Consider the following 23,073-nt stretch of genomic DNA (forward strand, 5'->3'; position numbering starts at 1 on the left):
AAGCTCTATCACGCCGAAAGTAGTTGCCGGATCGCTGGCTGCGAGGATAGGAAGATGCGGTGCCGTACATAGGAAGTACTCTGAGAAGAGTGCTTTTTTGTTTTATACCATTGAATATAAAATTTTAAATTTTGCTTTTATCTTTAAATATAGCTAAAATAGTTATGAAAGGTGGTGTCAATAATGGAAATGGAACGCATTAATGATAATACAATCCGTGTCATGATTGAGAATACAGACCTTAAAGAAAGAGGTATTTCCATTGCAGAACTTTTAGGAAATCATGAAAAAATAGAATCTTTTTTCTATAGTATTCTTTCTGAAGTCGATGTTGAACATGATTTTGGTGATGATGATCAAGTGACTTTTCAGATATTACCTAATAGAAATGGTCTAGAATTATTCATATCAAGGATATCCGAAGATGATCAAGTCGGTGATATTATCAATAATATAATATCTCACGCGAAGAAGAGTACATCAGATTTAGATGATATTTCGGATAAGCGCCGTACAGAATTACAACAGTCAGATAATGGCGATAAAGTCGAAATAAATCAATCAACAAGTATTAGGGAATCTAAAAATTTAAATAAACCTGCCTTAATAAATAATGTAATTGCATTAAAAATATTAGATTTTGAAAATCTTATTGTAATTTCTGATTTGTTGCAAGATTATTCATTATCATCAGATCTATTTAAATATGATGATAACTTTTATTTGGTTTTGAGATTTTTAGATAAATCTTTGAGTCAAGATGATATTGATAACCTAAAATCTTTTGCTATTGAGTTTTTACAATTAAGTGACAAAGATAGTGATGTTCTGAATGAACATGGACAATTAGTTTATAAAGAAACTGCATTAGCTAGTATACGTAAAATTTTTAAACACAATTAAGCATAAATTTTGATATAATGGAGGAATTGATGCTAATTGGAAGAGGTTTGACATGAACATATTTGTAACTGTTGCTATGGTTCTTATTCTATGGCTTTTAATGACATTCTTTAGTTGGTTGTGGGTTATAATCAGTGCAAAATCAACTGGTACTATACTGACTTCTGATCAATTTTCGCAAAAAATTGAGGAAACACACTCAGCTCAAATAATTGATGTAAGAGAAACAAGTACTTATAAGCGATCACATATTATGGGTGCCAGAAACATACCTAGTATGAATTTTTCTCAAGGTAAGTCTGGACTACGAAAAGACAGAGATATATTTTTATACGATGATAGTTTAAGAAATGTTTTACGAGCTAGCAAGGCACTAAAAAAACAATCATATGACAAGCAACATATTTTTTTGCTACGGGGTGGGTTTAAAAATTATCCTGGGAAAAAAACAAACTAAAAGCAATAACTAAGATAGCTTAGTTATTGCTTTTTTGTTTCTGAAATAAAAACCTTTTTTTTCATGAAAAGAGCAGTATACTTAATGTATAAATGTAAGCGGTTACAATAAAGGTGGGGTATTGATGCAATACATAAATTATTTTAACCAAGATGCGTATACTAATATTGCTATGGATTCATGGTTATTGAAAAACCTAAAAAACGATAAGCCAGTGTTTTCATTGTGGCAAAATAAAAGAGCTGTTATTGTTGGCGAGAATCAGAATACGTTTTCAGAAGTCAACGCTGACTATGTTAAAGATTATGATGTGCAAGTGGTGAGACGTGTTTCAGGAGGAGGTGCAGTTTATCACGATTTAGGAAATATTTGTTTTACGTTTTTTGTTCCAGTGTCTAGTAGTGCAAAAGTCGACTTTAAGCAATTCGTTAAACCTATGGCAGATGCACTCGAATCTTTAGGTATAAATGTAAAAATTTCAGGGAGAAATGATTTAGAGATAGCAGGCAAAAAAGTCTCTGGAAATGCACAGCGTTATTCTGGGGGATATCTAATGCATCACGGAACTTTACTTTGGGATACGGATGTTGATGCAATGGTTAGGGCACTAAATGTAGCGTTGAAGGATTAGATCATACGCTTAATGGTTTTGATGCTGAAATGACGAAACCAGTATTAGCCGATTTTGAACAACATGGTGGTCATATCGTGACATCTGCCATGGCAAAATCAGCACAACAAACTGACCAGGATGTTAGTTTGACGTATGAAGTTGATGGAGAAGAACACACTATAACTGGCGATTATTTGCTAGTTGCTGTTGGCCGTCGGGCTAATACAGATGGATTAGGTTTAAATAATACGGATATCAAGCTAAGTGACCGAGGTTTAATTGAAATTGCGGATACCATGCAAACAAATGTGTCACATATTTATGCAATCGGGGATGTGACAATTGGCCCTCAGTTAGCACATAAGGCGAGCTTTCAGGGTAAAATAGCTGCTGCTGCCATCGCTGGTGAAGCTCAAGCACGTACGTGACTTGCACTATTCTCTGCCTGGCGTGGCGTATACACAGTTTGAGTTAGCGACAACTGGCGAAACGCCAGAGTCTGCTAAGGCAAAACAACTAGATGTTAAGATTGCTAAATTCCCATTTGCCGCTAATGGGCGTGCTATCTCGATGGATGAGACAACCGGATTTATTCGACTAATTAGTGATACAGCAACACATGGCTTGTTAGGTGCGCAAATCGTTGGTCCCAGTGCTTCTGATTTGATATCAGAGTTATCATTGGCGATTGAAAATGGTTTGACCACCAATGATATTTCACTCACAATTCATCCACATCCAACATTAGGCGAAGCCATCATGGATACAGCTGAATTAGCGGATGGTTTACCAATTCATATTTAACAGATTTTCTGAATTTAAAAGGAGTAACATGGCAAAACTGACAACAAATGATCATGTGATGTTAGACTATCATATCTATGATTCTGGACAACCAATCATATTAGTGGCCGGTTATTCAGGTAATCAGGCGACGTGGTCTGGACAGATTGATCATCTGGTCGCAAATGGGTTACAAGTGATTACCTATGATAGACGTAATCATGGTGATAGTGACAATGTTGACTATGGCATGCGTTTATCACGTCATGGGCAAGACTTAGCTGAATTAATTGCAAGTCTTAAGTTAAAACAACCTATATTATTGGGACATTCAATGGGGGCTAGCACGATTTGGGCCTACTTGTCATTACATGGAGATGATAACGTTTTGGGCATCATTACAGAAGATCAAGTCCCGGTTATGGTTAAGCAAAAAGACTGGCAATTTGGTTTATTTCAAGCCGATTTTGAGCATGTCACCGAAGCAATGAGCAAACTTCCTAGTACGAAATTAACCAATATTAAGCTATCAGAACAAATGAAACGTCAAATTAGTCTGCACTATAAACCATTTGATTTTCAATATAATGCACCGCTATTATTTAATAGCCTATTGCAAGATTGGCGTGACGTCGTTGCGCGTGAAAAAGTCCCCCATCTCTTTATTGCGGGTGATAAATCGCCCCTTTGGTCAGCCCAACATGCGGTGGTGACAAGCCAATTAACAACTAAAGGCGAATATATTATTATCAAAGATGCCGGTCATATACCACATATTGAAGCACCAGACACCTTTAATCAAATTGTTAGCAATTTTATACAGAAAATAATCTCAATAAAAAACGCCACCTGAGTTGTGTGGCGTTTTTTTATTTATGCATTTACATTTTCAATTGCTGTCACGATATCTGACATCGTTTGACTGCCAAAAATAATATCTGGTTGATCATCAATCATCATCGCTGGCACACTCATAATGTGATGCGAATTTCTAATGTCAGGGAAAAGCTGTAAGTCAATCATTTCAGCTGAGACATGTGGATTCAGGGCTGCGATGTGCTGACAGGCAGCAACAACATCTGGACAAAAATGACAGGTTAGTGACACACCAATTTTAATATTAGTTGGTGGTAAAGCCTTGATACGTGATTGAAGTTGCGTATCAAGGCTTTGTCCTGGACCAGCAACGTTGTATAGTGCAAGTACTAACGAGTTTAATTCATGACCAGTGGGAATACCACTAAATGCAATACCTGTGGCTGCATTATTTTCATTGAGTAATGTAAAATGTGGTAATAATGGCATGTCGGCAGCTTTTGCTTCGGTGATACGCAATGTTAAATGTTGACTTAATGAAGCTAATTCGGTTAAAAATGACGATAATTCATGACTTTTATCACTATTATCTGTGATTTGAGACAGAATAACTGTTTTGGATAGTTGGTCAAAAATAGGTTGGAGTTGCTTGATTAAATTTTGATCGAACCATTGTCCTTGATGTTGGGTTGCAATATGTGGTTCATCTCCCAGTTGCGATTGTTGTCGCATATTGTCAGGTTGCTGGTGTTTTTTTGTAATCTGTGTGCGTTGAATAGGAATATGCAATGCTTTCTTAAGATTTGTGACATAAACTTCGGCACTTGTTGCAGCATTTGCACCATCAGCCGCCGCAGTGACAATCTGACGTAGTGGCTTAGCAATCACATCGCCAGCAGCAAAGACACCGGAAATATTAGTTTGACATTTATTGTCAGCGATAATGTATTTATCATCGTCGAGTGTTAACTCTTCTGTGAATAAATCAGTTTGCGGGTCGGTCCCGACATAAATAAACATGCCAAAAGTGTTGTCACCTTGAGCAACATGATAGACTTTCTTTTCATGTGTTTGATTATTAACAAAGACAGCTTCAGTTAAATAATCTTTACCCGAAACAGATTGCACTTCAGTGTTTGGCCAAACCGTAATATTGTCATTAAGTCGCGCGCGATCGGCTGTTAGTGGCGGACAAGTAAAATCATCGGAGCGCATCACAACAGTCACATGTCTAGCAAAACGTGTTAAATATTCAGCTTCTTCAGCTGCGGCGTAACCACCACCGATGACAAAAACTTCCAAACCGCTAAATAATTCGCCATCACAAGTTGAACAATAGGCAATACCACGGCCACGAAATTCTTTTTCACCTGTAAAACCAACTTGATGAGGTTGGGCGCCGGTTGCGATAATAATGCTGCGAGCTTGATAAGTATTTTGCTTGCCTGAAACTGTTTTAACTGCTGGTTGACTAAAGTCAACTGATGTAATGGTATCGGATACAAAATTAACACCAAACGCATCAGCTTGTTGCTTCATGTTATTCACCAATTGAGTACCCTCAATGGTATCTACCGCTGGATAATTGGCGACACTTGATGTGGTTGTAACTTGTCCACCGATTTGGTTGCCTTCGATAATCAATGTGTCCATCGTGGCACGGCCAGCATAAATACCAGCAGAAAGTCCGGCTGGACCACCACCAATAATCAAAGTGTCATAAATGTGGGGGTTTGTCATGAATTTAAGCCTCTTAAATTTTACCAACTAGATCTAAGCTAGGCGCAATGGTGTCTTCGCCTGGATGCCAATTTGCTGGGCAAACACGATCGCCGTGTTCAGCCACAAATTGTGCGGCTTCTAGTGTACGGAGAATTTCTTCGGCATTACGACCAATACCCATATTATTGATTGTATAAGACTGAATTTTCCCTTCAGGATCGACGATAAAGACAGCTCGGAATGCTAAACCGGCGTCTTCATCTAAGACATTGAAGAAACGTGCTAATTTGCCAGCGGGATCAGCAAGCATTGGATACTTTACTTTAGCGATGGTATCTGTTGCTTCGGCCCAGGCTTTATGAACAAATTCGCTATCTTCTGAAACCGAATAAATTTCAGCATTAGCCTTTTGGAAATCAGCATAATGGTCAGCTAAGTCACCTAGCTCTGTAGGGCAAACAAATGAAAAGTCAGCGGGATAAAAGAAATACACGCCCCATTTTCCTAGGGTATCTTGCTTAGTAACTTGTGTGACGTCGCCGTCGTGATAGGCGTTGACAGAAAAGTCTGCGATTTCTTGGTCAATAAAGTTAGTCATAATGATTTTCCTCCTTTTAAATTATAATCATTCTAAACTAACTTCAGTATACAACGCAATTAATAAAAAAATCAAGGGGATATTAAATTAATTATTATTTTACTTGACCGATCAGTCAAATAAAACTATACTAAGGGCATGGGTAGAAAAAAAAGTTTTGATCAACATATCGTCGTTGCACAAATGAGTACAGTGTTTGTGCAGCGTGGTTTTGAAGGGACATCTTTAGATGATTTAGTCACAGCGACAGGATTATTACGTGGCAGCCTTTATAGTGAATTTGGTAGTAAACAGGGCATGTTTATGGCGTGTTTAAAAGCAAATTTGAAGAAGCAACCATTAGATGATGTCACATGGTTTTTGTTGCTTGTGGCAATGCTAGAATTGACGTCAAATAGCCAAGCTGTGAATGAAATCGTCAGTCAGTGGTACGCCAAACAGAATAGTCCTAATATTGCAACGCAATTAGGACAACAGTTGCTGAAGTATAGTCATATTTTATCGGGGGATAACGACAATGGAAAACGTAGTTAATATACAAAATGAGCAATTAGTGATTGAACCAATCGGATTGACTAAAATTGCAGCACTTAAAGAGCGTATTGCGATACCATTGACGCACGTTGTTGGTGCTTCAATCGATACTGGCATAATCAATGAAAGTAAGGGATTCAGAATGCCGGGAACAGCCATACCCGGTTACTGGGCAGGTACGTTTCGAAAAAATGATGAAATGACCTTTTTTAACATTAAACACACGAGCTTACCAGTTGTTATTCAACTTAAAGATGAAAAATATACGCGTTTGGTACTAGGCGTTGATAAGCCACGTGAGTTAGTGACTTTGATTAATAATCATGTGCTATCATGATATTTTTGGCAATTTTTGGTGGTAGGCATAAAATAGAGAAAATAAATAATAATCAGTAAACATCATGGAGGCTTGAAATGACGACGATTCCTGAATTATTTGATTTAACAGGTCGAGCTGCAATTGTCACTGGTGGGGCATCCGGACTTGGTCAATACTATGCGCAGGCTTTGATTGGTGCTGGCGCCGATGTTTTTGTGGTTAGCCGTTCCGAAAAAGGTTGGCAGGAACTCCGACAGTTTGCAGCATAACATGGGCGACAAGTTGTGTTTATGACACAAGATTTAACTGCTGAACAAGCCGCTATTAATGTCATTACTGAATTTAAAAAGCATTTTGAATCGTTAGACATTTTGATTAATAATGCAGGTGTTCAAATTCGTAACGATATCGTGAGTTATCGTGATGAAGATTGGCAAAAAGTAATTGATATTAATCTTAATGCACTGTATTATTTGTCACATGAAGCCGCTAAAGTGATGATTACACAAAAATCTGGGAAAATTATCAACATTGGCTCCATGCAATCGTTTCGAGCTGGAAAATATATTTATCCCTAGGCAGCTAGCAAACATGCTGTCGTTGGTTTGACCAAAGCGTATGCAGATGCGCTGGCGCCTTATGGTATACAGGTCAATGCGTTAGCACCAGGTTATATCGACACAGATATGACGAAAGCTTTGCAGGCAGATGAAACACGCAATACAGAGATTCTTAATCATATTCCAGCTGAACACTGGGCACAACCGTCGGAACTAATGGGGACGATAGTCTATCTCGCTAGTTCAGCTTCTAATTATGTCATTGGCGCAACGATTCCTGTTGATGGCGGCTACTTATTACGTTAAAAAAAGAGACCACCTGTTGAGGGTCTCTTTTTTAGTGACGTCATGGTTAACGTTTAGGCTGCACTTTTAATACAAACAAGAGTAATAACGATAAGATTGGGACAATAATCATGACTTGGTAAACAGACATAAAGGCTCATCTTGATTCATAGTTATGCTAAAACAAGTAATCGAAACACTGCTTTTTATTAGGGATCTCAATTACTTTACAGTTTATATAAATCAAGAGTAAATAAAAAACTTTCCCGTACAGTGTGGAAAAGTTTTTAAAAAATTAAACGTTAAAAGCGTGATTGGTGTGCAGAAATACTACGGCGAATAGCTTGCTTAGAAACTTCATCATGGTGCTCCTCAGCTTTTTGAGCTGGCTTCACAATTGTTTGGCGATAGCCAATAGCTGAAGCAGCAGCGACAAAAGCAGAAGCAATAATGCCAACGAAAACGCCTGATTTAAATGATTTCATAATATTCGCTCTTTTCTTAAGTTTCTTAAGTCCTATTATCAACTATTTTAGTCTATTTGTAAATGAGTTTAGTATAATTGAACTATGAATAAAAAAACAGAAATTATTGCACACCGAGGTTATCGCATTGTTGCACCCGAAAATACAATTCCTGCTTTTGAAGCAGCGCTGGCTTATAATCCAGATATGTTAGAAATGGACGTACATCGTACTCAAGACGGTCATTTAGTTGTTATTCATGATGAAAAGGTTGATCGAACAACCAATGGCAGTGGCTATGTTAAAGATTTAACATTAGATGCAATTAAGCAATTAGATGCGGGAAGTTATAAAGAACCTCGCATGATAGGCATTAAAATTCCAACACTTGAGGAATTTTTGACCTTTTTAAAAGAGAAAAATTATGATAAAACATTACTATTAGAAATTAAGACAGATCATGTAGCATACCCTAATATTGAAAAAGAAATCGTTGACATGATAGGTTTATTTCAGCCAACATATCGGGTAATTTATCAAAGTTTTAATCTCGAGACATTAAAAATTGTACGTCAGTTATTACCTCAAGCCGAAATTGCGGCGTTAGTTTTTTCAACAACGCCTAAGGTGTATTGGCTTAAATTTTGTGGTGTTTTTGACTATATTCATACTGACATTCGGATATTAAAACATAAACCCAAATTTTTGTGGACTTTTAATCAACATATTCGAACATGGACAGTTGATAGCGAAGATGATATGCGTATAGTTTTTAAATCACAATTACCTGGTTTAATAACTAACCAAGTTGCTTTAGCAGTTAAAATTCGTGCAGAGATTCAAGGTGAAAAATGAATAAAATACTTATAATTACTGGGCCAACGGCATCTGGGAAAAGTGATTTAGCCATTCAGATGGCAGAAAAATATAATGGAGAAATTGTATCTGCAGATGCTATGCAAATATATCGCAAGTTAAATGTCGGCACTGCAAAAGTAACAGTAAGTGAACAAAAAAAAGTACCCCATCACTTAATTGATATTGTAGATATGACAGCACAATTTTCAGTTGCTGAATTTTTGGAAAAAGCTGATGAAGTTGTCCTTGATATTATTTCGCGCGGAAAATTACCTATTATGGTTGGCGGAACAGGATTCTATGTTAAGGCTTTTATTGGTGAAGCAACTCTTGATTTTGTTGCTAGCAATTCAGATGAAGTTAAGCTGTTAAATAAAGAGCCTATTGACACTCTTGTTGCACAATTAAAGCAATTAGATAATGATTTAGCTCATCGTGTTGATTTAAAAAATAAGCAGCGTGTTGTTCGTGCAATACAAATTGCACGTCATGGTAAACATTCTGATATACAAAAACGGCCGGATTATGATTCGCTAATTATTGCTATTGATTGGGAAAGAGAACTTCTTTATCAACGTATCAATTCGCGTGTTTACAATATGATTGATAACGGGTTGATTGATGAAGCCAAATTAATTTTAGAAGCTGGTGGAGAAACTATTCAAGCAGGAAAGGCAATTGGATACAAAGAATTATTTCCATATCTGGAACATAATATGTCACTAGAGACGTCAATTAGTCAGATTCAACAAGATTCTAGAAGATATGCGAAACGCCAATTGACATATTTGCGTCATCAAATTCCTGGATTAGTCTGGATTGATGGTTATCATGCCAAAGCAGTATTATCAAATAAAATAAATAACTGGTTAAATAAAAAAACACATGTCAATTGACATGTGTTTTTTTATCAGTTACTAAACTGTCCAAAGTTTCGTTTTGTTGTAATTGAAGTGATTGCGCTTGATTAATTTCAGTATAGAGTACGGTTGCCATCGCATTTGGAATCATATTTTGGTCTAGTTGTTGCTGTACGTAGTTATATTCTTCCTGAAAAGCGCGGATAAATAGTGTGTTATCCACTTTGACTGTACTAGTACTATAATCACGTCTAATTAGAGAGAAATAGTGATCGAATTCTTTTCTTACCATATTAATGTCTTGATTACTTGTAAGATGCTTTTTAATCCTAGAATCAAGTAGAGAATCCAAATACTTATCTACTTGATTAATGACTTGAGTATTTAAATCCAATAACCTATTTCTTATATCTAACCAATCTTGTTTTTTATCTTGGTGGTCTTGTAGCCATTTTTGTCGACTAGATAATTTTTGTTTCTTTGTGTATTGACCGTTTACGATATGCCATTTGAAATGATTTACTGTGTACTTGATACGTCGATAAATTTGTTTTAAAATTCTATTTTTGGTATTCAATAGCTGGATTTGTTTACTAGTAAATCTATTAATAATCTTTTCATAAGCAGCTATCACATTATCATCATATTGTTCTGTAATAGTTTGACTATGTAAATAATCTAAAATAAATTGTTGTGTTTCGTTTCTCACAGTTTGGTAACTATCTTCAAGGGCTTGCCTATCAGATGATTGATAAAATCCTTTTTGAGATTGTAATTGGGATGTTAATTGTTCTCGTTCGTCATGTTGAGGAATAATGCGACGCATCTGGATAGTAGCATAATCTACCATTGCATCTCTCGTTTCGTTTAATTGAGCAAGTGTATATGACGCAATTTTCTTTGGTAACAACACTGGCAAGGCAATCGCACTGATAATCATACTAATTATGATTACTGTTGTTGCAACAATAATTAATTCTTCTCGATAAGGGAAAGTATGTCCAGCAATAGTTTTTGGTAGTGAAAAAGCCATCGCTAATGTAACTGTACCGTGAACACCACTAATCGCAAAAATTCGAGCATTAAAACTATGCTGTGGCGCATTATGTTCTTCAAATAACGTTTCGAAAGTTGGATTATCCTCTTGCCGAGCCCAAACGAATCTAACTAAAGAAGTTGTAATATAAATCAGGATAGCCAAGCCAATTAATTGTAATGTCATCATTGTGCCATATGATGACATGACATGCCAAACAGTTGGTAAAGAAATACCTAGAATAATAAAGACGACAGAATTTAACACATTTGCAATAGTTTCCCATACTGTATTTTGTGTGAGTTGAACATTTGTAGACGTTAATTTAAGTTTGCTAGATTCCCAATTATGAACAATTCCTGTTGCAACAACAGCTAAGATACCAGAAGTATGACAATATTCGGCTAACATATAGACGACAAAAGGTGTTAATAAGCTAATGGGGATGATGGTAGTTTCCGGTTTAGTTGTTCGAAAGCTAATGTTAGTACGTAACCAAACAATAAAAAAACCAGTTAAAATTCCGACAATAACACCACCGATTGAAACAAATAAAAACTTAGATAGACCGCTGAAAAAAGAAATGGAGCCACTTTGTAGAACGGATAAAGCTAAATCTAGCATAACCAAACCCGTTGCATCGTTAAATAACGACTCTAGTTCCAATGCTTCATTGACACCTTCTGGCATTTTTGTAGTGGCTGTTAAAGATTTAACGGCTACAGCATCAGTGGGGACAACAATAGCTGCTAATGCGATTGCTAAAGGCAAAGTCCACTTTGATTCAAACCAGTTAGCTAATAAACCAACGGCTGCCGCAGAAACTATGGCTAAAACAACTGAAAGTATAAAAATAATACTAAATCTTTGTCGTATTTTCGAAAAAGATTGTTGCTGCCCATCTAAAAACATTAATGGTGCAATAACAACAAGCATAAAAAATTCCGGTTCTAACTCAAAATCATGGAAAATATTTGTAAATGATAAACATACCCCCACAATAATAAGAATAAACGCATCAGGTATTTTCGGTATAAATTGTTTGATGATATTAGTGCCGATGACGCCAATAATTAATAAAAAAATGGTATATAGAGTATTCATGAAAATAATCCTAACGTTTTAATGGCTTTTGATTACACCACGTATTATAACAAAATCATTTAATACATTACATTATGAAGAAATGAACATCGTTTACCTAAAAGTGTATAATGAAGATATTCTAATCATTTAGTTGAGGTAAACATGGCAGAATTCACACAATTTTACAATTTTTTTAAACCCAGTCATTACGATGTATTTATAGATATTAATAGGGATACTAAAACTTTTTTTGGTCAGACTGTTATCTTTGGTGAGGCGATGGCGAAAGAGATATTTCTGCATCAGAAAGACTTAACAATTACCTCTGTAAAAATAAACAATCTATTGACTAACTATCAAGTGATAAATAATCAAGATGCCGTATTAATTGATTTACCAGATGTGGGCGATGATGTTATCACAATTAATTATTCCGGTGACTTAACGGACACGATGATGGGTATATATCCATCATATTATGAAATAGATGGCGAAAAGAAACAAATTATAGGAACACAGTTTGAAACTAATTTTGCACGTCAAGCTTTTCCTTGTATTGATGAGCCAGAGGCCAAGGCAACATTTAGTCTTTCATTGAAATTTGATGAACAACCAAATGAAATAGTGCTTGCAAATATGCCTGAAATACGAGTTGAAGATGGCATACATTATTTTGATAAGACCAAACGTATGTCAACCTATTTGTTAGCTTTTGCTTTTGGAGAACTGCAATCAAAGCATACTAGAACTAAAAGTGGTGTCAATGTTGGTGTATATGCTACTCGAAATCATGATCATAAAACATTAGATTTTGCTTTGGATATTGCGAAATCTTCGATTGAATTCTTTGAAGATTATTATCAAACACCATACCCATTACCACAGTCAAATCAATTGGCATTACCAGATTTTTCGGCAGGTGCAATGGAAAATTGGGGATTAGTCACTTATCGTGAAGCTTATCTTTTGATAGACCCTGAAAATACTGCTATTTCAACTCAAAAAACTGTAGCTACTGTGATTGCTCATGAACTGGCACATCAATGGTTTGGAGATTTAGTCACAATGAAGTGGTGGGATGATTTATGGTTAAATGAAAGTTTTGCTAATATGATGGAGTATGTTGCAATTGATGCAATTAAACCAGAATGGCACATCTGGGAAACTTTTCAAACATCTGACGTACCAATCGCCTTGAAACGTGATGCCACTTTTGGTGTACAACCTGTTCATGTTGATGTGAAACATCCAGATGAAATAGATGCGCTATTTGATCCAGCCATAGTTTATGCTAAAGGTGCTCGATTATTAGTAATGGTTAGAGGATTGATTGGCGATAATGCTATGAGATTGGGGTTGAAAAATTATTTTGCAAAACATCAATATGCAAATGCAACAGGAAATGATTTGTGGCAAGCGTTAGGTGAATCCTCAAATGAAAATATCGCTGAAATAATGCATGCATGGCTGGAAAAGCCTGGGTATCCAGTAGTCAAGGCTGAAGTTAAGGAGGGTAATTTAGTCCTCACACAATCGCAATTTTTAATCGATGAAAGCCATAAAACTGATCAACAGTGGTTTATACCTCTGAATAGTAATTACAAAAATGTGCCTAAAATAATGGATCAGAAAACTATCGTATTGGGTGAGTATCAGAGTTTAAGAAATCAAGAGAAAAAGGCTTTTAGGATCAACATAGGGAATGATTCACATTTTATTGTTCACTATGATACAACATTATTGCAAGATATCATACAAAATATTGAAAAATTAAATGCCATTGACAAATTACAATTACTGCAAGATCTGCGCTTGTTATCAGAAGGACATCAGACTTCATATACAGAGATAATACCTTTATTATCAAGGCTTTCGTCTGATAAATCTGCGATTGTTAATAATGCACTGTACCGTATTGCTAATAATTTAAAGCAATTTGTCGAAGCTGATTCAAAAGAAGAAAAAGATTTGCAACAATTTTTTGGACAACTAAGTGATGAGCAATTTAATCGGTTAGGCTGGCAACAAAAGCCACAAGACACTATAAATGATAAGTTAACAAGACCTTATATTATCTCGGCATCTCTATATTCTAAAAACAAATATGTCATCAATAAAGGACATGAATTGTTTCAGAAATATAGCGGTGCATTAAACACATTACCAGCAGATATTCGTGCGCTTGTCTTGAAGAATGAAATGATTCATTTCAATAATAATCAAACGCTATTCAATCAATTAATATCAGAATATACTAAAACAAATGATGCCAACTATAAAAGGGATATCAGATCTGCTATCTCTAGCACAACAGATATATTAGAGTTGCAACAGTTGATTAAGTTATTTCAAAATAACGCAGTAATAAAACCACAAGATTTGAGAGGTTGGTTTGGGGGTGTTTTAAATAATCCCAAAGGCGAGTCTTATGCATGGGATTGGGTGCGTCAGGAGTGGCCTTGGCTTGAAAAAACAGTTGGCGGTGATATGGAATTTACCTCATATATTACAGTAATTGCTAGCATATTAAAAAACGAACAACGTTTGTTAGAATTTAAAACGTTCTTTCATACTAAACTGGATCAACCAGCAATCAAAAGAGAGATTATAATGGATACTAACGAAATTGAAAGTCGAGTCGCATTAATTAATAAGTATGCTAGTACAGTTAATCATGCTGTTTGTCAGAATCTCAAAAGAGAGCTTTAGTAAAAGCACTCTTTTTTATTTATTATAAAAGTTTTATTTTATAGAGATAATCGCTATTAACCAATTTAATATACGGATATAATTTTTAAAAAATGTTAAACGTTTAATTGTTATTTGAAGTTAGTTGTGGTTTAATAGTTAACGGACAAAATAACGGTTGTCAGTGAACAGCCATTTTGGAGGAAAATTTAATGTCGTTAAGTCAAGTCAGTGCCGTTGCCAAAGAGGCTACGTCTAATAAAATGACTTCAGAACAAAAAGTTGTGCTTGGATCAACTACGCTTGGTTTTACACTTGATCATATGGATGCAACTTTTCTGTCGTTTGCTTTAGCACCAATGATTGCTGAACTACATATCAGTGGTACACAAGGTGGTATTATTGCAGCAATGTCAAACTGGGGTGCTTTAGTTGGTAGTGTATTATTTGGCATCTTAGCTGACCGTATTGGTCGAGTACGTGTGTTATCTTACACTATCATATTGGTAACATTTGCTACAGTAATCTTGGCATTCTTAGATAATGCTTATACTATATATGCTTCACGTTTCTTACTCGGCATGGGAACAGGTGGTGAATACGGCGTTAGTATGGCTTTGATTGCTGAGAGCTTTAAGGCTAATAAAGTCGGTCGTGTGAGCTCTATTACTGCAATAGGCGGTCAGGTAGGTGCAATATTAGCAGCTATATTAGCTACTATGATTATGCCTGCATTTGGATGGCGTGGATTGTTTATGATTGGTTTTTTGCCATTAATTGTGGTATATATTGTGCGCCGTCATATGAAAGAAACACCTGAATTTGAAAAGTTACAAGCCGATTATAAGTCAGGGAACAAAAAGTTTAGTTTTGCTTATATTGCTAACACACCAAAAAGAGCTTATACTTCCTTCGTGTTAATCATTATGTTGACAATACAAACAGCAGGTTACTACGGTTTGATGAATTGGCTTCCAACAATTATGCGTAAACAACTTGGTATTACAGCTACTGTAACAGCAGGGTATGTTAATTTAGGTATGATTCCGATTATTATTGGCATGGCAGTGGGAATGATGACATTTGGCACGATTTTGGATAAAATTGGACCAAGACCAGCATTTGCAATATTCTTAATTGCTTCGGCATTAATGATATTTGCCTTTACTTTTGCCTTTAACATGTGGACATTGACTATTCTTGGCGCAATTGTTGGCTTCTTTTCCAATGGTATGTATGGTGGATTTGGAGCAGTCATTAGCCGATTATATCCAGCTGAAATCAGGGCAACTGCTGCTAATACATTGATGGGATCTGGGCGTGCTATTGGTGCTTTCTCATCTGTTGCTATTGGCTGGGTTATGGATAATTATAGTGTGTCAGCAGTATTATTAAGTTTAGCTACAATGTATATTGTTAGTTTAGTCTTTATGTTAACCATTCCTGATTTTAAGAAATTAGGACGTCAAAGTTAAAAAAAAACACATGATGATATCATCATGTGTTTTTTTTTAACTTTCTGGATTCGGTGTGGTTAGTGCATTATTGTGAATATAACTTCGAAATTCTTTAAAAGTATCTGCAAAAAGTTCATCAGGTTCTATACTTAACATGTCTTTAGGAAAAAAGAATCGTTTATCAAAAGAAACTTGACCTTTGATAGCGGCTACTAAAGGTGAAAGTTTTGATAATTCTCGATGTGTACCATCACCAAGTAAAAAGTCAATTTGTGTACGTGGCTTAGCTACATTTGGGTTATAGTCATCATATGGTAAATCAAAGGCTTTATTACGTGCTGTATAGTAATGGGGGTTATATCCTGTATAAGCAACTAATTTTTCTAGATTATCGATAAGAGGTTCAGTATTATCGTCCATAACAATTGACTTTAATGGCTTACGATTTAAAAATCGTTGCGATAAATCGGACAGTATGGCATCAGGGTGTTCGCGCCACATTGAAATATAAGTCATGAAAACATTATCGTCCAATTTAAGATAATCGCCAACACTGAGAGTTTGACCACTAAATAGTGGTTGGAGAAGTGGTCCAACGAAATTTCTTTCATTTGTATGGCTATCTAAGTATAATACTTTAGCACGATGTAATAAATGTTCGAGTAGGACTTCCATACCACGTGAGACAGGGTGAAAATATACCTGTAAATACATCTGATAACGGCTGACCACATAATCTTCAACAGCGTGCATGCCTGCAATATCAAATGCAATACCACTGTGTGTTGGTCGCATGGTGCGTAGAATGCGATCAATGTCAAATTCACCATATTTAGTACCTGTATAATAAGCATCTCGAAGCAAATAGTCCATACGATCAACATCGAGTTGACTCGAAATAAGTTGAACAACCTGTTGATTAGGATATGTTTTAGCAATAACGCTAGCTACTTTATTTGGGAAATCAGGAGATACTTTTGATAACACAGCATTGATTTCTGTTGGTCCGGTAATAATAGCTCGTGTCATTGCTTCATGATCAGTGTTAAACAGATGTTCAAACGTATGTGAAAATGCACCATGTCCAATATCGTGTAACAATGCTGCGGTTAACGTTAATAATCGTTCATCTGTTTGCCAAAGACCATCATCTAATTTTTTTGAAGCATAATATTGTCCAAAGTGTTCGGTTATACGTCTAGCAATTTCATAGGCTCCCACAGAATGCCCGAATCGAGAATGTTCAGCACCGTGAAAGACAGTTGCACTGATACCTAATTGCTGAACACGTCGTAATCGCTGAAATTCGGATGTATTAATCAAATCTAATATAACGCGATCTTGAACATGAATAAAATTATGTATTGGGTCGCGTAACACTTTTTCGTTTTGTAATTTTTCTAGAATCATGATTTACCCTCTACTTGATTAAGTATATTATAATAGAAAAAGAATTAAATTAATAATAAAAGTTTAATTATGCTTATTCTTATAGGGATATGTAAGCATTATTGATGGAGAATTTACATGACAGATGTTGACCAAAGACCAATTGATGTTTTACTAAAAACGACTATTAGGCAAGAAAATGAATTTGAAGAATTTCAATTACATGCTGATGGACTCATGTATCGAAAAAACAACAATTTATTTATCAAATATAGTGAGCATTTGGAAGGACAAAACGATACACAGGTGCTTTTTAAAATTAAAAATAAAACAGTCCGACTAAATCGTAGTGGCGATAGTAACACAAAATTAATTTTCACACAAAATGAGTTATTATCTGCAACATATCAGACTGCGGCTGGACAGATGCAATTAGAAACAAAAACAGAGCTACTAGATGTCTCACTTAGTGAAGATTATTCTCATGGTACGATTAAAATTAACTATCAACTGTTTGCTCAAAATGCTCTAATTGGTCAGTATGAGGTTTTCTTGCAATTTACTGATAAATCTAGTAAACTTAATTAGTTAGAAACTCGAAAGGACGTGCACTATGGCACTCAAACAATTAGGCAATCACCCAAAAGAAGAATTAGCATTGGTTGAAATTGCAACTGCAATTTTGGAAGAACATAGGGCGGTCATGCCATTTAGCTCTTTAGTTCAAGAAATTCAGGACTTTTTGGAAATCGATGCAGAGACGTTCAAGTCACGTCTCTCACAATTTTATACAGAACTTAATACAGATGGTTCATTTATCTCGTTGGGTAATAACGAGTGGGGACTGCGCTCATGGTATCCTGTAGATGCTATTGATGAATCAATTCATGAGATGGATGATGATGACGATACACCAAAACGTAAAAAATCTGCTAAAAAGGTCAATGTCTTTGCCGATTCATCTGCCGATGATGATGTAATTGATTATAACGATGACGATCCTGAAGATGAAGAATTTGGTGAAGTAGCTGAAGAAGAAACTGAAGTTGATACTGATGACACTGATGTGGAAGTAGAAGACAGTGAAGAAGATGACATCGTAGTTGGTGATGATGAAAACATTGATGATAATTTATCAGAACTGGCTGGCACAAATGATTTAGATGATCTGAGTGACGGAGATATAGAAAAGTAAAAACCATGTTTTCATGGTTTTTTTTTGTTATAAACGTTGATATTAAAGTGTTTTCTGTTGTAATTACAAATGTAATAAAAAAAGTTAGAAAAAAGGGTTGCTTTTTTTATGGAATGTCTGTAATATATATAAATGTGCTAAGGCATGTTTGCTCCTTTAACTCAGTTGGTTAGAGTAGGGGATTTTTAATCCCAAGGTCCTCGGTTCGAGTCCGAGAGGGAGCACTGATATAACTGTCAGGAGACCTTTGGGATATTCCAAAAAAAGCAAGTAACTTCAAGTTACTTGCTTTTTTTTTATAAAAATAAAGAACAATATTGTAATACATTACAGCTTCCAACAGAATCGATAATCTAAAATCTATTTTTGGCATTCAAACAGTAATCAGTTATCGGATTATATGTTCTATTTGTAATAAAAATATCAGTTGCAAATTTAATTGAAGCATAGTATCATTGTTTAGAAGCATTGAGACGGACACGTAGTTATAATTCTTTTATAGAGACATCACGTTTGGTGGAAGTGGTGATAGTATATAACGAAAAACTACCGTTGATGCATAATATGATTAAGTATTAATCTGAAAGTATTGTCGGAGTAATTAGCCGTTATCCTAATTTTTTCAAGAAGCTTTGCTTAAGTAAGAGCATTGCTAAAAATTGGGTGGTACCGCGCAAAAGCGCCCCTGTGGTAAATTAGTTTTTATCACAGGGGCGCTTTTTGTTGCAATCACTTGACTATTGTCACAAAGTATAATAAAGGAAAAAATATGGCAAAAAAAGTTAGTGGCGAACTAAATAGAGATTTATCATCAAATCAAATGCAAATGATTGCTTTGGGTGGCACAATAGGTGTTGGGTTATTTATGGGTTCTTCATCCACAATTAAGTGGACAGGTATATCTGTTATATTAGCATATGCTCTAGCTGGTGTTGTGCTCTATTTGGTCATGCGTGCACTTGGTGAAATGCTTTACGTTGATCCTACAGTGGGTTCTTTTGCAAATTATGCCACAAAATATATCCATCCACTTGCTGGATATCTAACAGTATGGTCTAATGTATTTCAATGGTTAACTGTAGGTGTTTCGGAAACCATTGCTGTTGGTCTGTATTTAAGATATTGGTTCCCAGGAATTCCTGATTGGATAACTGGTATTGTTGTTTTGTTGATACTCACATTAGCTAACTTATCAACAGTTAAAGCATACGGCAATATGGAAACATGGTTTTCAATGGTAAAAGTTATAACAATCATTTTGATGATTATACTTGGATTTTTAGTTATTTTATTGGGATTTGGGAATGGATGGCATCCGATCGGATTTTCAAACTTATGGCGACATGGTCCATTTTTTGCTGATGGATTTAATGGGTTTATGTTTGCCCTTGCAATAGTCATGACATCATATCAAGGGATAGAGATTATAGGAATTACGGCTGGTGAAACTGAAAATCCGAAACATGCTATTGTTGCTGCAATACGATCTATTGTTGCCCGAATTTTAATTTTTTATATAGGTGCGATTTTCGTTATTGTAACCATCTACCCTTGGAACAAGCTTGATCAATTAGGATCACCTTTCGTGGAGACATTTTCACGTGTTGGTGTGACAGCTGCAGCTGGTATTATTAATTTTGTGATGCTAACAGCAGCGATGTCTGCTTTAAATTCAGGTATTTTCAGTTCTAGTCGTATGTTGTATACTCTAGCTCTAAACAAGGAACTGTCTCCTAAATTTTTAAAGTTGTCAAAACATCGTGTGCCTACATTGCCTGTGTTAGCAATGTCTACTGGTATTTTGCTTGGTATTATCTTGAACGCCATATTGCCATTGTTTTGGAATGGTAGTGCCAATATATTTGTTATAGTCTATTCAGCAAGTACGCTTCCAGGAATGATTCCATGGTTTGTTATACTTTTGAGTCAAATTAAATTTAGGCATGAAAACAAAGCGCATATGGCAGAACATCCTTTCAAAATGCCATTTGCACCCTATACAAATTATTTTGCCATTATTATGTTATTGGTAACGTTAGCCTATATGTTAGTTAATCCAGATACCAGAATACCTTTATTGGTAGGTTTGACATTCTTGATCATTATGTCTATAGTTTTCTTCCTAACACGAAAAAGACACTCATAAAAATATAGCTTGTCTCGACTTGTAGATGGCATAAATGATAAAATAATACGAGAATAATGACTTGGAGGGAATAACCTTAGATTTTTAAGGGTTTTTATAAAATGAAAATAGCAATAGATGCAATGGGCGGTGATTTTGCACCACTTGAAATCGTTAAAGGTGTCGAGATGGCTCGAGATCGTTATATGGATATCGAGTTTCAACTATATGGTACTCAATCTGCAGTTGAGCCATTAATCAAAAATTTAGAGAGAATTGAATTCATTCCAACAACAGAAGTAATTGAAATGGGCGATGAACCTGTAAAAGCCATGCGTCATAAAAAGGATTCTTCTATGGTTCGAGCTGCACTAGCAGTAAAAGAAGGACGAGCAGATGCATTGTTTAGTGCCGGAAATACTGGTGCGCTTTTATCAAGTGCAATTTTTTTGGTAGGTCGTATTAAAGGGGTTGATAGGCCAGCATTAGCAACGGCATTACCTAGCTTTGGCGGAACACATGATCAGTTTGTTTTTATGGATTTAGGTGCTAATGCTGAGAGTAAAGCAGCACATTTATATCAATATGGTATTTTAGGTAGCTTCTATGCTTCACATGTTTTAAACATAAACAACCCCTCTGTTCGTTTATTAAATAACGGTGCAGAAGAAGATAAAGGGGATGAAGTGCATAAGTCAGCACATCAGCTGATGAAGCATTCACCTGCTTTTAATTTTCTTGGTAATATTGAAGCAAGAGAATTATTAGAAGGAACTGCAGATGTTGTAGTTGCAGATGGTTTCTCAGGAAATGCAGCTTTAAAAGCTACGGAAGGAACTGCCTTGATGATGCTTAAGCAAATTAAACAAGCTATACTATCTTCAGGTCTAAAAGGAAAAATTGGTGGACTTTTACTTAAGCCAGCATTCAAGTCAATTCAGAAAAAATTAGATTATAACGAAGCCGGTGGCGCTGTTATTTTAGGTGTTAAAGCACCAGTGGTTAAGACCCATGGGTCAGCAAAAGCAAACGCTGTTGCCAATACAATGGGACAAATAAAAACCATGATAGACAATCAATTAATTTTGGATATTCAAAACTATATCAGTGAACACAGTGAAGAACTGAAAGCTGGGAAAGAGATGATCACTTCAGAAATGAATCGTTAATGTATTTTTGATTTATGGTTATCATTATTGGAGGTTATTTTACATGATTATGGAGAGAGAGGCTGTCTATAATATGATGGCTGATGAAATTGCAACAAGATTTAATGTGAAACGTGAGTCAATTACACCAAAATTAAATTTTCTCACAGACGTAGATGCAGATTCAATTGATTTTGTGGAACTTGTTTTAGAAGTTGAAGATATGTTTAACGTCAGTATTTCCGATGATGACGCAGAAAATTTGACAACTTTGGAACAAACAGTTGATTATATTGTGAACCATCAAAAATAGATTGACACTTACTATATATCAGTATATAATCATCATCAAGTTAATCAAATTAAGTGGTGAGTAGAGTAGTATTTTAAGATTTGTCAAGAGAGCTGTGTATGGTGAAAACAGTCAAATCTATGTATGAAAATGTAACACATGAGCTAGTAAAAGCTAGTGATTCGGATGGAATCGATACATTCCAATAGTTTATATAACTATAGACTCTAGAGGTGGCCGTTCCATTGGGCTATAAAGACGGGTGGTACCACGCTTAGCGTCCCGACAAGAATTTATTGAATTCTTGTCGGGATGTTTTATTTTTGATTAATAAAAAATGTATTGGAGAAGAAGATGTCAGGAACAAAGCATACACCGTTATTATCACAATTATTATCAACTTGGATTGAGGGAGAAAAAAGTGAAGAATATCCTTTAGCAAACCTATCCAATGCTATTGGCATTATTTATCAAAACATATCAGATATTAATTGGGTAGGATTTTATTTATTCAATCAAAAAAATAATGAACTAGTATTAGGACCCTTTATAGGAAAACCTGCTGTGGCTATTATAGCGCCTGGATCAGGTGTGGTAGGAAAGTCTTTTGTCGCATCTAAAACGATTGTGGTAGACGATGTACACAAATTTTCAGGGCATATTACCTGTGATGTAGACTCTAATTCGGAGATTGTGGTACCAATTATAGATAAAAATGGAAATAAGATTGGTGTACTGGATATTGATTCACCATTACTAGCAAGATTTAAAAATGAAGAACAGTCTGAACTGGAACATTTTGTTCAAACGTTACTCGAATATATTTAATTTAATTACTAGTGGTATGTGAGTTCACATAATAAATAGAAAACAATATAACCTAGA

At 35.5% G+C, this 23,073-nt stretch carries 20 protein-coding genes, 1 tRNA gene and 3 pseudogenes; 19 read left to right on the forward strand and 5 right to left on the reverse strand.

Annotated features, from left to right (window positions below; genetic code table 11):
• Positions 1-183: 183 nt before the first annotated feature.
• From K5Q12_RS03575 to K5Q12_RS03595, 5 genes and pseudogenes are all read left to right on the forward strand, one after another.
• A complete protein-coding gene (locus K5Q12_RS03575; RefSeq protein ID WP_220742461.1) occupies positions 184-903 on the forward strand; it encodes an adaptor protein MecA in 720 nt (239 codons plus the stop codon).
• Positions 904-955: 52 nt separating this feature from the next.
• The gene (locus K5Q12_RS03580; RefSeq protein ID WP_220742354.1) at positions 956-1,360 is read left to right on the forward strand and encodes a rhodanese-like domain-containing protein; all 405 of its coding nucleotides are present in this window, start codon (positions 956-958) and stop codon (positions 1,358-1,360) included.
• Positions 1,361-1,484: 124 nt separating this feature from the next.
• A pseudogene (locus K5Q12_RS03585) lies at positions 1,485-1,979 on the forward strand (lipoate--protein ligase family protein); the annotation flags it as partial.
• Positions 1,979-2,777, forward strand: a pseudogene (locus K5Q12_RS03590) (oxidoreductase dimerization domain-containing protein); the annotation flags it as partial. The pseudogenes K5Q12_RS03585 and K5Q12_RS03590, both read left to right, overlap by 1 nt.
• A 28-nt stretch (positions 2,778-2,805) precedes the next feature.
• Positions 2,806-3,609, forward strand: a complete 804-nt coding sequence (locus K5Q12_RS03595) for an alpha/beta fold hydrolase (protein ID WP_220742355.1) — start codon at positions 2,806-2,808, stop codon at positions 3,607-3,609.
• 20 nt (positions 3,610-3,629) lie between these two features.
• Here K5Q12_RS03595 and K5Q12_RS03600 read toward each other — a convergent pair whose 3' ends face one another.
• Both K5Q12_RS03600 and K5Q12_RS03605 read right to left on the reverse strand, forming a co-directional pair.
• The gene (locus K5Q12_RS03600; protein ID WP_220742356.1) at positions 3,630-5,312 is read right to left on the reverse strand and encodes an FAD-dependent oxidoreductase; all 1,683 of its coding nucleotides are present in this window, start codon (positions 5,310-5,312) and stop codon (positions 3,630-3,632) included.
• Between the two features lie 13 nt (positions 5,313-5,325).
• Positions 5,326-5,892, reverse strand: coding sequence for a redoxin domain-containing protein (locus tag K5Q12_RS03605; protein ID WP_220742357.1), 567 nt, complete (start codon positions 5,890-5,892; stop codon positions 5,326-5,328).
• A gap of 138 nt (positions 5,893-6,030) precedes the next feature.
• On the opposite strand from K5Q12_RS03605, the gene K5Q12_RS03610 reads away from it, so the two are divergent.
• From K5Q12_RS03610 to K5Q12_RS03620, 3 genes and pseudogenes are all read left to right on the forward strand, one after another.
• On the forward strand, positions 6,031-6,426 hold the full coding sequence (locus K5Q12_RS03610) for a TetR/AcrR family transcriptional regulator (protein ID WP_220742358.1): 396 nt from the start codon (positions 6,031-6,033) through the stop codon (positions 6,424-6,426).
• Entirely contained in the window at positions 6,410-6,763 is a 354-nt protein-coding gene (locus tag K5Q12_RS03615; RefSeq protein ID WP_220742359.1) for a hypothetical protein, read from the forward strand. Before K5Q12_RS03610 ends, K5Q12_RS03615 begins: the two co-directional genes overlap by 17 nt.
• A gap of 77 nt (positions 6,764-6,840) precedes the next feature.
• Positions 6,841-7,611 (forward strand): annotated as a pseudogene (locus tag K5Q12_RS03620) (SDR family oxidoreductase).
• Positions 7,612-7,892: 281 nt separating this feature from the next.
• Here K5Q12_RS03620 and K5Q12_RS03625 read toward each other — a convergent pair.
• A complete protein-coding gene (locus tag K5Q12_RS03625) occupies positions 7,893-8,075 on the reverse strand; it encodes a DUF3042 family protein (protein ID WP_220742360.1) in 183 nt (60 codons plus the stop codon).
• 84 nt (positions 8,076-8,159) lie between these two features.
• On the opposite strand from K5Q12_RS03625, the gene K5Q12_RS03630 reads away from it, so the two are divergent.
• A complete protein-coding gene (locus tag K5Q12_RS03630) occupies positions 8,160-8,909 on the forward strand; it encodes a glycerophosphodiester phosphodiesterase family protein (protein WP_220742361.1) in 750 nt (249 codons plus the stop codon).
• Entirely contained in the window at positions 8,906-9,808 is a 903-nt protein-coding gene (miaA, locus tag K5Q12_RS03635; RefSeq protein WP_220742362.1) for a tRNA (adenosine(37)-N6)-dimethylallyltransferase MiaA, read from the forward strand. Before K5Q12_RS03630 ends, miaA begins: the two co-directional genes overlap by 4 nt.
• On the opposite strand, the gene K5Q12_RS03640 is transcribed toward miaA, so the two are convergent.
• Entirely contained in the window at positions 9,801-11,912 is a 2,112-nt protein-coding gene (locus tag K5Q12_RS03640; RefSeq protein WP_220742363.1) for a cation:proton antiporter, read from the reverse strand. The two genes, miaA and K5Q12_RS03640, sit on opposite strands and share 8 nt — an antisense overlap.
• Positions 11,913-12,056: 144 nt before the next feature.
• On the opposite strand from K5Q12_RS03640, the gene K5Q12_RS03645 reads away from it, so the two are divergent.
• Together K5Q12_RS03645 and K5Q12_RS03650 are read left to right on the forward strand one after the other, a co-directional pair.
• Positions 12,057-14,603: a M1 family metallopeptidase gene (locus K5Q12_RS03645; RefSeq protein WP_220742364.1), complete on the forward strand. Its 2,547-nt coding sequence runs from the start codon at positions 12,057-12,059 to the stop codon at positions 14,601-14,603.
• Positions 14,604-14,794: 191 nt separating this feature from the next.
• Positions 14,795-16,057, forward strand: a complete 1,263-nt coding sequence (locus K5Q12_RS03650) for an MFS transporter (RefSeq protein ID WP_220742365.1) — start codon at positions 14,795-14,797, stop codon at positions 16,055-16,057.
• 36 nt (positions 16,058-16,093) lie between these two features.
• On the opposite strand, the gene K5Q12_RS03655 is transcribed toward K5Q12_RS03650, so the two are convergent.
• On the reverse strand, positions 16,094-17,449 hold the full coding sequence (locus K5Q12_RS03655; protein WP_220742366.1) for an HD domain-containing protein: 1,356 nt from the start codon (positions 17,447-17,449) through the stop codon (positions 16,094-16,096).
• Between the two features lie 117 nt (positions 17,450-17,566).
• Here K5Q12_RS03655 and K5Q12_RS03660 point away from each other — a divergent pair, with 117 nt between their 5' ends.
• The 7 genes from K5Q12_RS03660 (at position 17,567) to msrC (ending at position 23,016) form a co-directional block, all read left to right on the forward strand.
• Positions 17,567-18,016, forward strand: coding sequence for a YwiB family protein (locus tag K5Q12_RS03660; protein ID WP_220742367.1), 450 nt, complete (start codon positions 17,567-17,569; stop codon positions 18,014-18,016).
• Between the two features lie 25 nt (positions 18,017-18,041).
• A complete protein-coding gene (rpoE, locus tag K5Q12_RS03665; RefSeq protein WP_220742368.1) occupies positions 18,042-18,623 on the forward strand; it encodes a DNA-directed RNA polymerase subunit delta in 582 nt (193 codons plus the stop codon).
• 150 nt (positions 18,624-18,773) lie between these two features.
• Positions 18,774-18,847: transfer RNA gene (locus K5Q12_RS03670), tRNA-Lys, on the forward strand.
• A gap of 545 nt (positions 18,848-19,392) precedes the next feature.
• Positions 19,393-20,769 (forward strand): amino acid permease, encoded by a 1,377-nt coding sequence (locus K5Q12_RS03675; RefSeq protein ID WP_220742369.1) that lies wholly within the window; start codon positions 19,393-19,395, stop codon positions 20,767-20,769.
• 101 nt (positions 20,770-20,870) lie between these two features.
• Positions 20,871-21,917: a phosphate acyltransferase PlsX gene (gene plsX / locus K5Q12_RS03680; protein ID WP_220742370.1), complete on the forward strand. Its 1,047-nt coding sequence runs from the start codon at positions 20,871-20,873 to the stop codon at positions 21,915-21,917.
• A 43-nt stretch (positions 21,918-21,960) separates the two neighbouring features.
• Positions 21,961-22,209, forward strand: a complete 249-nt coding sequence (locus K5Q12_RS03685) for an acyl carrier protein (RefSeq protein ID WP_220742371.1) — start codon at positions 21,961-21,963, stop codon at positions 22,207-22,209.
• Positions 22,210-22,542: 333 nt separating this feature from the next.
• Positions 22,543-23,016 (forward strand): free L-methionine (R)-S-oxide reductase MsrC, encoded by a 474-nt coding sequence (msrC, locus tag K5Q12_RS03690; protein WP_220742372.1) that lies wholly within the window; start codon positions 22,543-22,545, stop codon positions 23,014-23,016.
• Positions 23,017-23,073 lie beyond the last annotated feature (57 nt).

It is taken from the genome of Leuconostoc palmae (genome assembly GCF_019656075.1).
GTDB lineage: Bacteria > Bacillota > Bacilli > Lactobacillales > Lactobacillaceae > Leuconostoc > Leuconostoc palmae.